The sequence below is a fragment of the Microbacterium sp. SORGH_AS_1204 genome, from assembly GCF_030818935.1.
Classification (GTDB): Bacteria; Actinomycetota; Actinomycetes; order Actinomycetales; family Microbacteriaceae; genus Microbacterium.
Map to the genome: position 1 here is coordinate 566548 of NZ_JAUTBD010000001.1, position 13503 is coordinate 580050.

General features: G+C 68.1%; 15 protein-coding genes. 7 read left to right on the forward strand and 8 right to left on the reverse strand.

Going from position 1 to position 13503, the window contains the following annotated elements; translation table 11 throughout:
- The first annotated feature begins 83 nt into the window (after window positions 1–83).
- The gene (locus QE410_RS02495) at window positions 84–233 is read left to right on the forward strand and encodes a hypothetical protein (protein WP_307327419.1); all 150 of its coding nucleotides are present in this window, start codon (window positions 84–86) and stop codon (window positions 231–233) included.
- Here the strand turns inward: QE410_RS02495 and QE410_RS02500 are convergent.
- A complete protein-coding gene (locus QE410_RS02500) occupies window positions 209–973 on the reverse strand; it encodes a hypothetical protein (protein ID WP_307327421.1) in 765 nt (254 codons plus the stop codon). The genes QE410_RS02495 and QE410_RS02500 overlap by 25 nt on opposite strands.
- Window positions 974–1243: 270 nt before the next feature.
- Here QE410_RS02500 and QE410_RS02505 point away from each other — a divergent pair, with 270 nt between their 5' ends.
- The 3 genes from QE410_RS02505 (at window position 1244) to QE410_RS02515 (ending at window position 4773) form a co-directional block, all read left to right on the forward strand.
- The gene (locus QE410_RS02505) at window positions 1244–1399 is read left to right on the forward strand and encodes a hypothetical protein (RefSeq protein WP_307327423.1); all 156 of its coding nucleotides are present in this window, start codon (window positions 1244–1246) and stop codon (window positions 1397–1399) included.
- Window positions 1400–1508: 109 nt separating this feature from the next.
- Window positions 1509–3932, forward strand: a complete 2424-nt coding sequence (locus QE410_RS02510) for a family 43 glycosylhydrolase (protein ID WP_307327426.1) — start codon at window positions 1509–1511, stop codon at window positions 3930–3932.
- A gap of 196 nt (window positions 3933–4128) precedes the next feature.
- On the forward strand, window positions 4129–4773 hold the full coding sequence (locus QE410_RS02515) for a hypothetical protein (protein ID WP_307327428.1): 645 nt from the start codon (window positions 4129–4131) through the stop codon (window positions 4771–4773).
- A gap of 55 nt (window positions 4774–4828) precedes the next feature.
- Here the strand turns inward: QE410_RS02515 and QE410_RS02520 are convergent, their stop codons facing one another.
- From QE410_RS02520 to QE410_RS02530, 3 genes are all read right to left on the reverse strand, one after another.
- A complete protein-coding gene (locus tag QE410_RS02520) occupies window positions 4829–5386 on the reverse strand; it encodes an AAA family ATPase (RefSeq protein WP_307327431.1) in 558 nt (185 codons plus the stop codon).
- 17 nt (window positions 5387–5403) lie between these two features.
- Window positions 5404–6945 (reverse strand): deoxyguanosinetriphosphate triphosphohydrolase family protein, encoded by a 1542-nt coding sequence (locus tag QE410_RS02525; protein WP_307327433.1) that lies wholly within the window; start codon window positions 6943–6945, stop codon window positions 5404–5406.
- A gap of 189 nt (window positions 6946–7134) precedes the next feature.
- Window positions 7135–7539 (reverse strand): helix-turn-helix domain-containing protein, encoded by a 405-nt coding sequence (locus QE410_RS02530; RefSeq protein WP_307327435.1) that lies wholly within the window; start codon window positions 7537–7539, stop codon window positions 7135–7137.
- A 133-nt stretch (window positions 7540–7672) separates the two neighbouring features.
- Between QE410_RS02530 and QE410_RS02535 the strand changes: the two genes are divergently transcribed.
- Window positions 7673–8698 carry a zinc-binding alcohol dehydrogenase family protein gene (locus QE410_RS02535; RefSeq protein ID WP_307327436.1) on the forward strand — a complete coding sequence of 342 codons (1026 nt, stop codon included), beginning with the start codon at window positions 7673–7675 and terminating at the stop codon, window positions 8696–8698.
- A gap of 366 nt (window positions 8699–9064) precedes the next feature.
- Window positions 9065–9625, forward strand: a complete 561-nt coding sequence (locus QE410_RS02540; RefSeq protein ID WP_307327438.1) for a dihydrofolate reductase family protein — start codon at window positions 9065–9067, stop codon at window positions 9623–9625.
- 34 nt (window positions 9626–9659) lie between these two features.
- Here the strand turns inward: QE410_RS02540 and QE410_RS02545 are convergent, their stop codons facing one another.
- A complete protein-coding gene (locus QE410_RS02545) occupies window positions 9660–10811 on the reverse strand; it encodes an MFS transporter (RefSeq protein ID WP_307327440.1) in 1152 nt (383 codons plus the stop codon).
- On the opposite strand from QE410_RS02545, the gene QE410_RS02550 reads away from it, so the two are divergent.
- On the forward strand, window positions 10775–11215 hold the full coding sequence (locus QE410_RS02550; RefSeq protein WP_307327442.1) for a MerR family DNA-binding transcriptional regulator: 441 nt from the start codon (window positions 10775–10777) through the stop codon (window positions 11213–11215). The two genes, QE410_RS02545 and QE410_RS02550, sit on opposite strands and share 37 nt — an antisense overlap.
- A gap of 212 nt (window positions 11216–11427) precedes the next feature.
- Here the strand turns inward: QE410_RS02550 and QE410_RS02555 are convergent, their stop codons facing one another.
- From QE410_RS02555 to QE410_RS02565, 3 genes are all read right to left on the reverse strand, one after another.
- Complete coding sequence (locus QE410_RS02555; RefSeq protein ID WP_307327444.1) at window positions 11428–11742, reverse strand: NIPSNAP family protein; 315 nt, start codon at window positions 11740–11742, stop codon at window positions 11428–11430.
- Window positions 11743–12164: 422 nt separating this feature from the next.
- The gene (locus QE410_RS02560; RefSeq protein ID WP_307327446.1) at window positions 12165–12587 is read right to left on the reverse strand and encodes a helix-turn-helix domain-containing protein; all 423 of its coding nucleotides are present in this window, start codon (window positions 12585–12587) and stop codon (window positions 12165–12167) included.
- Between the two features lie 11 nt (window positions 12588–12598).
- Window positions 12599–13493 (reverse strand): IS5 family transposase gene (locus QE410_RS02565; RefSeq protein ID WP_307327282.1). Its coding sequence is split into 2 segments (ribosomal slippage): window positions 12599–13141 and window positions 13143–13493, totalling 894 coding nucleotides; the frame shifts between segments, so codons are not numbered across the junction.
- Between the last annotated feature and the right edge of the window lie 10 nt (window positions 13494–13503).

Genomic DNA, 13503 nt, shown 5'->3' on the forward strand with positions numbered 1-13503 from the left:
GGGATGCCGACGGTCTCGGCCGTGACCGGCGCGCGTCGTCAACCACCTGACGCGTCGACGCCGCCGCGCCGTAGGGTCCCGGCATGACTCGCATCCGCCTGCACGCGCCCACCCTCCAGCGCGACATCGACGTCGACGCCGCCGACGACCTCATCGAGGCCGAGGGCATGACCTGGGCCCGAGACGGAGACGTCGACGGTCTGCCGCGTTACGTGCCCGTCGCGGCGGGTTGAGGCGCCTCCGGCATCCGGACGGGGACGTGCTCGGGCTGGATGCGCACGTACGACGGCTGGCGCGCCGCCCGGACCCAGGCGTAGGCGCGCGCGCCCGGGACGGGATGCCGAACCGCGTCGAAGCGCAGGCCCTCGTCGGTCTGATCGGGGTCGAGTCGCAGCTCGAGCACGGCGAACGGATGCCACGGCCCCCATGCCGTGGCATGACCCAGCGTCAGAACCCACGGCGCGGTGTCGCGGGTGGGGATCTCCCGCGGATCCGTCGCCGGCGGCTCGCCCGACCGCGTGCGCGCGATGAGGAGGACCGGGCCGCGGTCGCCGCGATAGGGCAGCAGGATGCCGAGACGTGCGCGCTCCGCGTGACGATGCGCGAGCAGGGCGAAGCGCAACGGAACGTTCCAGCCGGTCGAGGCGAATTCGATGTCGGCGGGTCGGCCCCCGACCTCGAACCGCAGGGCCAAGCCGATGACATCGGGCAACGGTGCGGGCAGGCCGAGCGAGCGCGAGAGGCGCGCGACGACGGGCACCGGATGCATCGGGGCGTCATCGACGAACGCGAGGCCGGCCGGCATGGCATCCGGTAACCACCGCATGTGGCCGCTCAGGACGACGCCGCGACTGTGGATCGGGCGCGGGGGTCGGAGGCGCTGACCGAGCGCGGAGGCGGCCGCCAGGACGTGGCCCACGGTGCGCGCCAGGGGAGAACGCGTGAAGGAGGGGATGCCGGTTCGGGGGTGCATGCGCTCATCGCAACGCGGGACGACCGCACAGGCCGAGGGGGTTGCGTGTCGGCGTCGGCATCGCACGCCGGGGGACGCGCGTCTCGGCCGGGAAACGACGCGGTGAGGACGCGAAGCGAGTTTGTTCGTGGAATCCACCTATGACTCCGTTGTGAGCCGGAGTGGTTAGCGGTAACTTCACTGCCAGTTAGCGCTCACACAGACCCCCGGCCGATGACGCGAGGGCTCCACGGCGGAGCGATCTCTTCCCGGCAAAGGAGCCGCGACACGATGAAACGCCTCTCGATGCACCTCCGACGGTCGCGACGCCTGCGCGCCGCCCCGACCGTGGATGAGGCCGGCCCCCTCGACCGGGCTCCCCTCGACGGCGCCCCGGCCACGACCGACGCCCCCGGGACGTACGACGCCCCCACCGTCGGTCGATGAGCGACGGCGCATCGCTTCCCCAGACGCCGCTTCCGGGGCCCTCCGGCCCGGAAGCGACCGTCGGCTCCTGAGGGCCGACGACCTCCCACACCGACGAAGGAGAGAGAACGTGCAACGAACATCGAGGCGACGCACCCCGTTCCGGGCGCTCGCATTGGCTGCGGCCGGGGTGCTGCTGGCGGCAGGTTTCGCCGTCACCACCCCCGCCAACGCCGCGCAGGAAGAACTCATCGCCAACGGCGGCTTCGAGAACGGCACGACGACGTGGTTCTCGAACAACGGCAACGCGGCCGACGGAGCCACCCTCGCGCCGACCACCGACGCCTTCTCCGGATCGCAGGCGATCCGCGTGACGCAGCGCAAGACCACCGCATCGGGGCCGATGCACGATCTCTCGGGCAAGCTGCAGGCGGGTCAGACCTACACGGTCAAGGCGCGCGTGAAGTACGACAACCCCGAGAGCCCCGCGACCAAGCAGTTCTTCGTCACGATGCACTACGGCGGCGGCACCTACACCAACCTCGGGAGCGCGACACCTGCGCGCGGTGAGTGGGGCTACGTCAACTCCACCTTCACCATTCCCGCCACCCAGAGCGTCGCGACGACCCGCCTGTTCATCGAGACCCCGTGGACCTCGGCCGCGAACGCGACGGCCGCCCCGGCCACCCACCTCATGGACTTCACCGTCGACGACGTCTCCCTCGTCGGTGCGGCACCGCCCGCCCCGCCGTCGAAGACCATCGAGGTCGTCGGCAAGCTCCCCGGCGAGCACAACCCGCTGATGGGCCACAAGTTCGGCGCCGACGGCTACGGGTTCGTGCACGACGGCCGCGTGTACATGTACATGACGAACGACACCCAGGGCTACGCGCCCGACTCCAACACCGGCATCTCGCCGCAGATCAACTACGGCGCGATCAACCAGATCACCCTGATCTCGTCGGACGACCTCGTCAACTGGGTCGACCACGGTGAGATCCAGGTCGCGGGCCCGAACGGCATCGCCCCCTTCACGGGCAATTCGTGGGCTCCGGGCATCGAGAGCAAGGTCGTGAACGGCAAGGAGAAGTTCTTCCTCTACTACGCCAACGGGGGCGGCTCGAGCAACGTCGTGACCGGCGACTCCCCGCTCGGTCCCTGGACGAGCGAACGCACCAGCACGCTGATCAACAGCAGCACTCCCGGTGCGCAGGGGGTCAACTGGCTCTTCGACCCGGCACCGCTGGTCGACGACGACGGAAAGCAGTACCTGTTCTTCGGCGGCGGCCCGGCCTCGACGAGCTTCCCGGCCGAGGAGCGCTTCAACAACCCGAAGAACATCCGCGTCATCGAGCTCGGCGACGACATGATCTCGACGAAGGGCACGGCGGCCGTGGTCGACGCGCCCGTCGCCTTCGAAGCGGCTCAGGTGTTCAAGCGCGGCGAGAAGTACTACCTGTCGTACTCGTCGCACTTCGGCGGTAACGACTTCGGCGGCAACCAGCCCCGCGTACCCGGCTACCCGGGCGGCGGCGAGATCGGCTACATGATCTCGGACGACCCGATGTCGTGGCCCAAGGAGGCGTACGCCGGCGTGATGTTCCCGAACCAGTCGCAGTTCTTCGGCGCGGGCACCGGTGGCAACAACCACCAGTCGGCGTTCGAGTACGAGGGCAAGTACTACTTCTCGTACCACGCGCCCACGCTCAACAAGCGCATCAACGGCAACACCACGCAGGGCTACCGCAGTGCTCACCTGCAGGAGCTGACCTTCAAGGAGGACGGCACCGTCAACCAGGTCGTCGGCGACTACGCCGGTGTCGAGCAGGTGCGTGACTTCACCCCGTTCCGCACCTTCGAGGCCGAGACCCTCGGCTGGACCAAGGGCATCGCCACGGCGAAGATCGACGGCGGATCGGCCGAGTTCGGCGCCGCGGCGCCCAACCTCGTCGTGAAGGACATCGACAACGGCGACTGGACGGGTCTGTCGTCGGTGGCGTTCGGTGAGCAGGGCGCTGCGAAGGTGAGCGTCAAGGTCAAGCCGCTGCAGTCCGGCGGGTCGATCGACGTGCGCTCCGGCAGCGCCACGGGCCAGATCCTCGCGACGATCCCCGTCACCGGCGAGGCCGGTCAGTGGACCGAGCTGTCGGCCGACCTGGCGGGCGCCACCGGAACGCAGGACGTGTACTTCACGTTCAACGGACCGACCGGCGACCTGTTCGAGATCGACACGTACGCGTTCACCGAGGCCGAGGCGGCACCGTCGCTCGACGTCGAGGCGACTGCTTCGCTCCGGTGCATCGCGGGCAAGGCGTACGTCGCGGTGCAGGTGACGAACAACGACGACACCGCGGTCGCGGTGGAGGTCTCGTCGATCTACGGGACGAAGTCCTTCGCCTCGGTCGCGGCCGGCAAGGTCGCGTCGCACGTGTTCACGACCCGTCAGGTCGACCTCGCCGCCGGTGAGGTGGCGGTGACCGCGACCGCAACGGTCGACGGCCAGCAGGTGAAGTCGCAGGTGAGCGCCACCTACCCGGCGCGCTCCTGCGGCTGAACCTGCGCCTCTCGGTGCGGGCTCCGGGCCCGCACCGAGAGGCATCCGCCCCGCCGTCGGCATCCTCTCTCGACCCCCGCGCCGGGCGATGCCCGTGCCGAGGGCGGCCTCGATACCCCCCCTTTCTCCGACGACCGGACTGTCCGGTGGTCATCTGTCGCGACCGGCATCACGCCGGTCGGAAAGTGAAGAAATCATGAAGTCGTCCCAGGGCTTGTCTGCCCGTATCGCCGTGGCCGCCGCCGGCGGCCTCCTGCTCGCCGGCACCGCCGGTGCCGCCTTCGCCGCCGACGAGTTCGGCGACAGCGACGTCGACGTCAACGTCGACATCGCCCCCGTCGTCGCGCCGGGCTCGCTGAGCATGACCGTGGCCGGCACGAGCGCGTCGCTGACCGAGGTCGCCTCGGGTGACGCCACCCTGCGTCAATTCGACGGCACGCTGCCGACCGTGACGGTCACCGACACCCGAGCCGTCGACGACATCGGTGCCGATCGGTGGTGGTACGTGCTGGGCCAGGCCACCGACTTCGTCGGCGACGACGGACAGCCCGCCATCGGCGCCGGTCACCTCGGCTGGGCTCCCGACGTCATCGACGACGGCGACGGACTCGTCCTCGAGGGCGACCGGGTCGACACCGTCGAAGACACCGGCACCAACGCGGTGGGTCTGGTCGACCAGGAGCTGTTGTACGGCGCCTTCGACTCGGCCGCCCTCGTCGACGCCGGCGGTACGTCGTGGACCGCGAACGCGTCGCTGTTCCTCAAGACGGGCGTCGACGTGGCTCCCGGGTCGTACTCGTCGACGCTCACCCTCTCGCTCTTCGAGGATGCCATCGGCTGACCGCGTCGCTCGTCGACAAGGGCGGGTCCCTTCGGGGACCCGCCCTCCCGCGCCGTCAGCGCACGGCATCCCGCAGAGGCCCGGTGACCCACCGCTCGACTTCTCGCGGGCGGTCGAGGCGCACCACCGGCAGGTCAGGGCGCAGAGCCGCGATCCGGTCGCGGTAGATGTTGCGCGTCGAGAACGACCACCGCACGATGTGCTCGGGGTCGGTGAAGAACGTGTGGAACGGCGGCTCGACGTTGCCGTTCCATAGCCGCTGTCGTGTCACGCGTCGACGCACCGTCCGCGCGAGAACGCGGGGGAGCGTGACGGTCATGAACGGCAGATCGAGCCAGACCAGCAGGTCGGCGCGCGCGGTCAGCAGCGGGCGCGCGTCGCCGTACTGCCACTCCGTGACCCACGCGTCGCGCGCGACGAAGGCGCGCACGTCGCCGAGGAACTCCGGCCGCGGGGTCCAGTCGGGGCCGTGGAAGAGCGCGTCGATCTCGATGTGCGGGATGCCGACCACCTCGGCGATGCGCGCCGACAGAGTCGTCTTGCCGACGCCCGAAACCCCGGCGACGGCGATGCGCCGCGGGCGCGCCGGCAGCGGGTCGGTGGCGCGGAGCATCCGTTCACGCTACCGACCTAGAGCCGCTGCCCCAACGCCCACAGGCGGTCGGCGCGCCCCGAGATCGCTTCCGACAGCGCGAACGCCTGCGAGTCGGTGAGGGATGCCACGTAGTCCACGATTCCGCGAGATCGCGCGAGGCGCTCGGCCTCGGCATCCGAAGGGCGACGCTCGGCGGGGAGGGTCGCGTACTGCTCGCGGGCGAGGGCGATGAGCTCGCGCAGGCGCCGCGGGGTGCGGGCGCGGTCGAGGTCGTCGTCGAGCCATTCGCCCAGCGCGCGCACCGAGCGGGCGAGGATGCGGCTCATGCCGCGCTGCTGGATCGCCAGATCGGGGCGACTGAGCACGAACCGCTTGTGCACGAACTTCAGCACCTCGACGTGGTGCCAGGCCCACGGCGACAGCACGACCGGTCCCGCCCGCGGGGTATCGAGCGGACGCAGTCGCGCCGACTCCTGGAACCGGCGGATCCACCGATCGGTGAACGACGCGAGGCGGCGCTCGGCCGTCAGCGACCCGTCGAACGGTCGGGCGAGCAGGTCGGTGACCATCTCGGCATCCACGTCGCTGACGGCGGCGAGGAACGCCTCGTCGTCGGCGATCCACGGGTCGTCGCGGCGCATCTTGCGGCGCAGGCGTTCGAGCCCGGCGCCCGGCGCGAGCTCAGCGCGTACCTCGGCGTCGTCGCGCTCGCGCCACTCGAGCACGTCGTCGAGCCAGCCGCGGAACTCCGCCGCGATCGGCGCATGATCCAGGATGCCGGCGCGGTAGAAGTCGTCGACGTCGTGCACCGAGTACGCGATGTCGTCGGCGAGGTCCATCACGGCGCCCTCGATGCTCTGGCGGAGGGGCTCGGCATCCACCCCTTCCCGTGCTGCGGCGAGGTCGTCGAGATCGAGGTCGTACGCCGAGTACTTGTGCACGCGGTACGCGCCGTCGGGGGAGCGGCGGATGCCACGGGGCGGGCCGATGCGCTCGACATCGGCCGCCTCGACCGACGGGGCCCACGGGTACTTCGCCGAGGCCGCGCGCACGGCGGCGGTGAGGTTGAGCCCGCGCGGGGCGGTCTCGACCACGTCGAGTGCCGTGAGGATGCGATACGTCTGTGCGTTGCCCTCGAAGCCGTCGGCGAGGCCCAGCTCGTCGCGGGCCAGACGGTCGAGGGTCGACTCGCCGAGGTGTCCGAACGGGGGGTGGCCGAGGTCGTGCGCGTAGGCCGCGGCTTCGACGACCGTGGCGTTGCACACATCGCCCTCGCCGGCTTCGCGCGAACGGGTGTTGAGCTGCAGCGCGACGACCCGGGCGATCGCGCTGACCTTGAGCGTGTGGGTCAGGCGGTTGTGCACGGGCGCGGCGCCGATCGAGGGCGACACCACCTGCGTCACGGCCGAGAGTCGGGAGAAATACGGCGAGAACTGGACGCGCTCCAGGTCGATCGACCAGGGATCGGCGCGGGCGTCGTCGTGGTCGGGGTGGATACGGGATGCCGGGTTGCCGATGACTCCGTCGACTGCCGGCCTCGCGTCCCCGGCGGGGGGAGTGGTCTCGTGGTGGAGCAAAGCGGTCCTCTCGCGGCATCGACGACGTTGGTCCACGCTAACGCGCCGGCTCGCGTGCGTCGTTCCCATTGACGCGCAGCGTGAGCCGCCGCGTCGCCGCCGCCTCCGGGAACGCGTGGGCGTATTGTCGGCGACAATCGTGCGGCCCACGTGGTTTCACGCCACCGAGGTGGATGACGGCGAAACTCGCTAGACGCCGGGCGTTGATTCGTCGTCGTGAGGACGGCGCACGTTCTCATTGACCCAGGTGCGTAACTGAGCCAGCGGCACGGCCGCGCCGTGACCGAGCGGCGTGAGGGCGTACTCGACCCGTGGCGGCACCTCCGCGAAGACGGCGCGACTGACCAGCCCCGCGTCCTCCATGCGCTTCAATGTTGCGGACAACACCTTCGGGCTCACGCCCTGGAGTTGACGTCGGAGTTCCCCGAAACGGTGGGGGCCGTTCTCTAGGATGCCGATCGCCAGAGCGGTCCACTTGTTCGCGAGCAGATCCAGCATCGACCGGCAGGGGCACGCCGCGGCGTACACGTCGTTCCGGTCGCACGCGTCACGGACGTGCAGGGCTTCAGCGGAGGAAGGCTTCGGCGTGGTCATGGCGTCTCCCAGTATGACGCAGCCCGGTCGCTCGGTTTCCGAGGGGTACCGTCTCTCACCGGGCATTTTCGGTTACCTCGGGGTAACTATGTGCCCTTGCGGGTGACGGGGGCCGGTCCTTGATGATGGCGATATGGACAACGAAATCCGCGCAGTCGGTCAGATCGCCGCTCTTCCGATCAGCAGTGCCCGCAGCCTTATCGACACAACTATTCCGCGACCCGTTCCCGGTGCTCTTGACCTGCTCGTCGAGGTGCGCGCCGTGTCGGTCAATCCGGTCGACGTCAAACTCCGCGCCGGTGTGCAGCCGGACGGGGGACTCCGCATCCTGGGCTTCGACGCGTCGGGGATCGTGGTGGGAGTGGGCGCGGAGGTGACGCGCTTCGCGGTGGGTGACGAGGTGTACTACGCCGGTGCGATCGATCGTGCGGGAAGCAACGCCCAGCTTCAGGTCGTCGACGAGCGCATCGTCGGACGGAAACCGGCGACGCTGTCGCACGCCGAAGCCGCAGCGTTGCCATTGACGGCTATCACCGCCTGGGAGGCGTTGTTCGACAAGCTCCGCATTCCTGCTGACGCGGACGGCACGTTGCTCATGGTGGGCGGCGCCGGGGGAGTGGGCTCGATCGCGATCCAGCTCATCAGGACGCTGCTGCCGAATGTACGGATCATTGCGACCGCGTCGAGGCCCGAGAGTGAGGCCTGGGTGCGCGGTCTCGGCGCGCACGACGTCGTCAACCACCACGGCGACCTCGCCGCACAGGTCGCGGCGATCGAACCTGGCGGCCTCGACTGGATCTTCACCACCGTCTCCGCGGGTCAGCTCCCGACGTACGTCCAAATGCTCCGCCCGTTCGGGCAGATCGTCGCCATCGACGATCCGAAGACCGTCGACGTCACCAGCCTCAAATCGAAATCGCTCACCTGGCACTGGGAGTTCATGTTCGCCCGGTCGCTTCACAGGGCCGCGGATATCGTCCGCCAGCACGAGGTGCTCGATGAGGTCGCCGATCTCGTCGACACCCGACGTGTTCGCACCACTGCAACGACGGTGCTGCGACCCATCACTGCCGAGACGATGCGGGAAGCGCACCGCCTCGTCGAAGCAGGCGTCACCGGCAAGATCGTGGTGACCGACGAGGAACCGCTCCACGCCTGAGCTCGCAGTGGGCCGACCGGCTGGTCACGATCGTGGGGCGGACGACGACCGGACCGACACTGACAGGTGAGGTCGAGACTGCGCGAGAAGCTTTCGCGCCACTGTTCGTCGCGGAACGGCCACCCGTGCGGGGTCTGCGGGAACCCGTCAGCGTTTCGGTCGGCGTCAGTGGACTCCCGAGAGGAGTGGTGGGGCGCGTCGCCTGAGGTTGTCCCTCCCCGTGCGTGAGGGCTGCGCCGAGCTGACGTACGGCTATGCGGACATCTGCCGGAGAATGCGGAGGTCACCGATGTCGAGGGTGTGCACGACAACGCGTTCCGCCAACTCGATCGGTCGATGTCTGACCTCCCGAGCATGATGTCCGTCATGACCGCTCATCGCACCTGGCGCGGATGCGTCTTCATCGGAACGAGCTTGGACGGCTACATCGCGAAGCCTGACGGTGATCTGTCTTGGCTGACGACGCCCGAGCCTCGCCCACATTCGACCGATAAGGGAGCGAACCCCGCCCTCGTGTGGGAGTCGTTCTTCCCGACGATCGACACCCTGGTCATGGGGCGCACCACCTACGAGACCGTCCTCGGATTCGATGTGTGGCCCTTCGAGGGCAAACGGGTCATCGTCCTCAGTTCGATGCTCGACACCTCCGACAGGGCAGATATCGCCCGGTCCGTGGACGAGGCCGTGGCTCTCCTCACGGAGAGCGCTGCGGAGCGTGTCTATGTCGATGGGGGGCAAACGATCCGGGCCTTCCTCTCTCGGGGCCTCATCGATGAACTCACCGTCTCGATCGCCCCGGTTCTTCTCGGCCGGGGGACCCGACTCTTCGGCGAACTGGACCGTGACGTCCTCCTGACCCTCCGCGGGCACCACTCGACCGAAGGCGACGGGCTCGTGCGCATCACCTACGACGTCGCGACACGCTGACGCGCAACCGTCGAGACCTGGTCCTTGCGGACAGCTAGCGTGCTCGGTTCTTAACTTGCTTGTTCAATACCGCCACCAGGACTATGCCCATGGTGGCAAGGCATGCTGTCCCGAGTGAGACGAGGGGCGTGATCTCGGGTATGACGAGGATGAGCGCGAGAGGGCCGAGGGTGAGCCCGACGTTGTAGCCGACGAGTTGTGTGGCGTTGGCGGTGTCTGGCGTACTCGCGACGCCGGTGGCGATGGCTTGGACAGCGGCCGGGAGGGGCCCCCACCCGAGACCCCACAGGGTGCAGCCGAGAATGACGGCGGATGCGGCATGACTCTGTGTACTGAGAATGGCGTATCCGGCGACCATGAGCGCGGACATGGTGATGGTCAACGCGAGTAGGTGCCGGTGGAGGAGGACGATGGCGCCGATGCCGCCGGCGAGAGACGCGAGGCCGAGGCTCGTGAACGCGACGGGTGCGTTGGCGGGCATCGTGAGAGTCAATGCTGAAGCCGTGGCGTTGTGCGCGGCCCCGCCAAGCAGCATCACGATCGCGAGGAGAACGATGACGGGCCACGTGGTTGCGGATTTCTTCTCTGCCGCCGGACGTTTCGCTGGCTCGAGATGAGTGTGTGGGGCGAAGAGCAGCACAGCGATGACCAGCGCGGCAGCGAGTGCCGCTGACGTGGCGACTGTGGCGTGCCACGAGCGAAGGGTCGCGGCGAGGGGAATCGCGATCGCGATCGAGAGGGTCCCGCCGAAGAGGGCGGCGGTCAGGTAGGCGGCGTGGCGACCGGCAGGGGCGAAAGAGTAGGCATAGCCGCCGATGACAGACCACATGACGCCGGCCGCAAGGCCCGCGGCCCCGCGCATGACCAGGTGCGCCATCAAATCAGTCGTGGAGAGGAGGAAGACGCTGCTGATCAGAAGAACGATGGCGGAGGTCACGACGAGGTCACGTCGGACGAGGCGCCGGGTGGCGTGTACGACAGGGATTGCGGTGATGGCTGCCGTTCCCGCAAACACCGCACGAGACCACACAGCGGTTGACTCGCTCACACCCAACGATGAGGCCAGTGAGGGCAGGACGGCGGTAGGCGCGTTCTCGATAAACGCGGCAGTGAACGCGGCGTAGGACAGCGTGACACAGAGATGACGGGATGAACCTGCACGCCGTCGATGCTGATGGGTTGCCACTAGCGTTAAGGTCAAGGTCGCGCCCAGAAACGGGGGGAAACGTGCGGATAGGCGAACTCGCCGCCCTGACGGGGACGACGCCTCGGATGCTGCGGCATTACGAACAGCACGGCGTGATCGTCTCTTCTCGCACCCAGAACGGCTACCGAGACTTCGACGCCGGCCAGGTAGCAACGGTCACCGCCGCGAAAGAACTCATCGACGCCGGCATCCCCGTCCGAGTGGTCACTTCGCTCCTCGCCATCGCCTCCACTCGGGCGCCAGTCGACCCACACCACCTCGACGATGACGCTCTCGCCCAAGTGCGCGAACATTGGGAGAGACTTTGCCGTTGCATCGAGTGCATCACCCAACGCCGCGACGCTCTCTCTCGATTCCTCGACCAACCTCCCACCGGGACATAGCCACGGTTGCTGGACCGATACGCGCCACCCGCGCCGGCCTGTCCACACCCGCGCCCGAGAAGCCGTCCGGTTCATCTATGGGTCACGAATCGACTCCATGATGGCGTCATCGGCGCCACGAGATGCGTCTCGAGAACTCAGAGCTTGACGAGGCGCCCGCTGAGGGTGCGGCCGTCGCCCGCTGCGCCAAAAACGATCGTTATCGGCGCGCTTCAGTACGTGTCAGTGAGCACCTTGTCGGCGACTTTCGAAGTGACGGGTTCGCCGGTCGTCTCTCGGGAGCGCTGTTTCACCGCCTCCCATTCGGGATCGGCCATGAATGCCTCCCATTGCGTCCGCATCTGCTCAGCGTCTTGCCAGACCAAGATATAGATGAACTGGACGCTGCCGTCCTCTCGCGCGTACCACATCGACTCGATCTGGAAGCCGTGCCGCTCCATGATGCGCTTCGTGTGGGTCTTGAAGCGTTCGTCGAACTGTTCCACGAGCGTCGGGTCTACTTCGTAGATACGCAACTGATGGATCACGCGGCCGATTGTAGTCATCACTATGGCCTGCTCGACTCGCGCTCCCGAGGTGCCTCTCCGTGGTGCGAGAACAATCGGTTTCTCACCACACAGCAGGGCCTATCGGAGTGATCGAGATCGAGCCGGTCCAGCTCAGACGCGCATGGCCCGGCCGCGAGGGGAACCGATGAGCGCAGGAGCTGCTGGAAACGAGCAGCGGTCGATCCGGCAGGATTGGCCGAGCGTGCACCAGCGACCGCGGATACCGCCTCGCAGGGCTTCGTCCTCAACGAGGACGGATTCCATCGCCAACGGGGCTGCTGACGGGTGGGTCAGACCAGGGAGTCGGCGAACAGCGCGGTGACCGGCGGTGACAGCTCTGGACGCTGTCCTGCTCTCGTCAGCGAATCCTCCAGCACTCGGTCGTGCGTGGGCCGCGCATCTCAGTGCTCGGTGACGGACTGGTCCCACCGTCGGCGTGCATCGTCGATGTCGGCGCGGTTGGTCGCGGCCCAGTCGACGAGTTCTTTGAGGATGTTCGTGAGGGAGTTGCCGACCGCGGTGAGCGAGTACTCGACCTGTGGCGGTGACGTGTCGAGCACGGTGCGCGTGATGAGGCCGTCGCGTTGCAGGCGGCGCAGAGTGACGGTGAGCATGCGTTGAGAGATGCCGTCGACCGATCGCAGGAGTTGGCCGAAGCGGCGCGGGCCGTTCAGTTTCAGCTGGATGGTGACGAGTACCGACCAGGTGTCACCGATGCGGTCGAGGATGTCCCGGATGCCGCAGACGGGTCGGACCGGTTCGCAGCCGGGGGTTGTTTCCACGATGGCCTCGTCGGGTGTTACTTCGGTGTGCGTATCGGTCATGGAAGTGCCTTCTAGGGCGTGTCTCCTAAATGGCGGGTCCAGGCGATGACGGCGTTGAGGACGGCTGCTGAGCGGTAGACGGTGGCGAGTTTGTCGTAGCGGGTGGCGAGGCCTCGCCATTGTTTGAGGGTGGCGAAGCGGCGTTCGATGACGTTGCGGTTTCGGTAGTCGTCGCGGTCGTAGGTGATGGGTCGTCCGCCGTGTGAGCCGCGTCGGACGCGGTGGCCGATCTGATCCGATGGCTGCGGGATGACGGCCTGGATGCTGCGGTCACGCAGGTGCTGTCGGATTGCCCGGGACGAGTACGCCTTGTCGCCTCGGAGCCGGTCGGGTCGGGTGCGGGGGCGACCGATCGGGCGGGCGACGCGCAGCTGCTGCAGCAACGGGATCAGCATGGGCGAGTCCCCGGACTGGCCCGGCGTGACCGCGATCACCAGTGGCAGGCCGCGACCGTCGACCAGGTGGTGGAGCTTGGTGGAGAGTCCGCCTCGGGAGCGGCCGAACCCGTGATCAGGCGGCTCGATCAGCGGATTGTTGTAGTTCGACGAAGCCCCCCGTGACCCGGGTGATGTTCGTCGCGTGCTGATGGGCGCGAGCGATCGTGGAGTCCACCGACACGGACCAATCGAGCTTGCCGGTCGCGTCGGCGCGAGCCAGCAGCGCCGCGTGGACACGATCCCAGGTTCCATCGCCGGCCATCCGACGGTGCCACTTCCACACCGTCTGCCACGGGCCGAACACCTCCGGCAGATCCCGCCACGCGATCCCTGTCCGATAGCGATACGCGATCGCCTCGACCATCGTTCGCGCGTCCGAGAAGGGGCGGCCCTTACGGCCGGTCGGACCGGGCAAGAACCCGCTGATCAGATCCCACTGAGTATCCGAAAGCAACTGGAACCGCGACACGTCTCTAGCA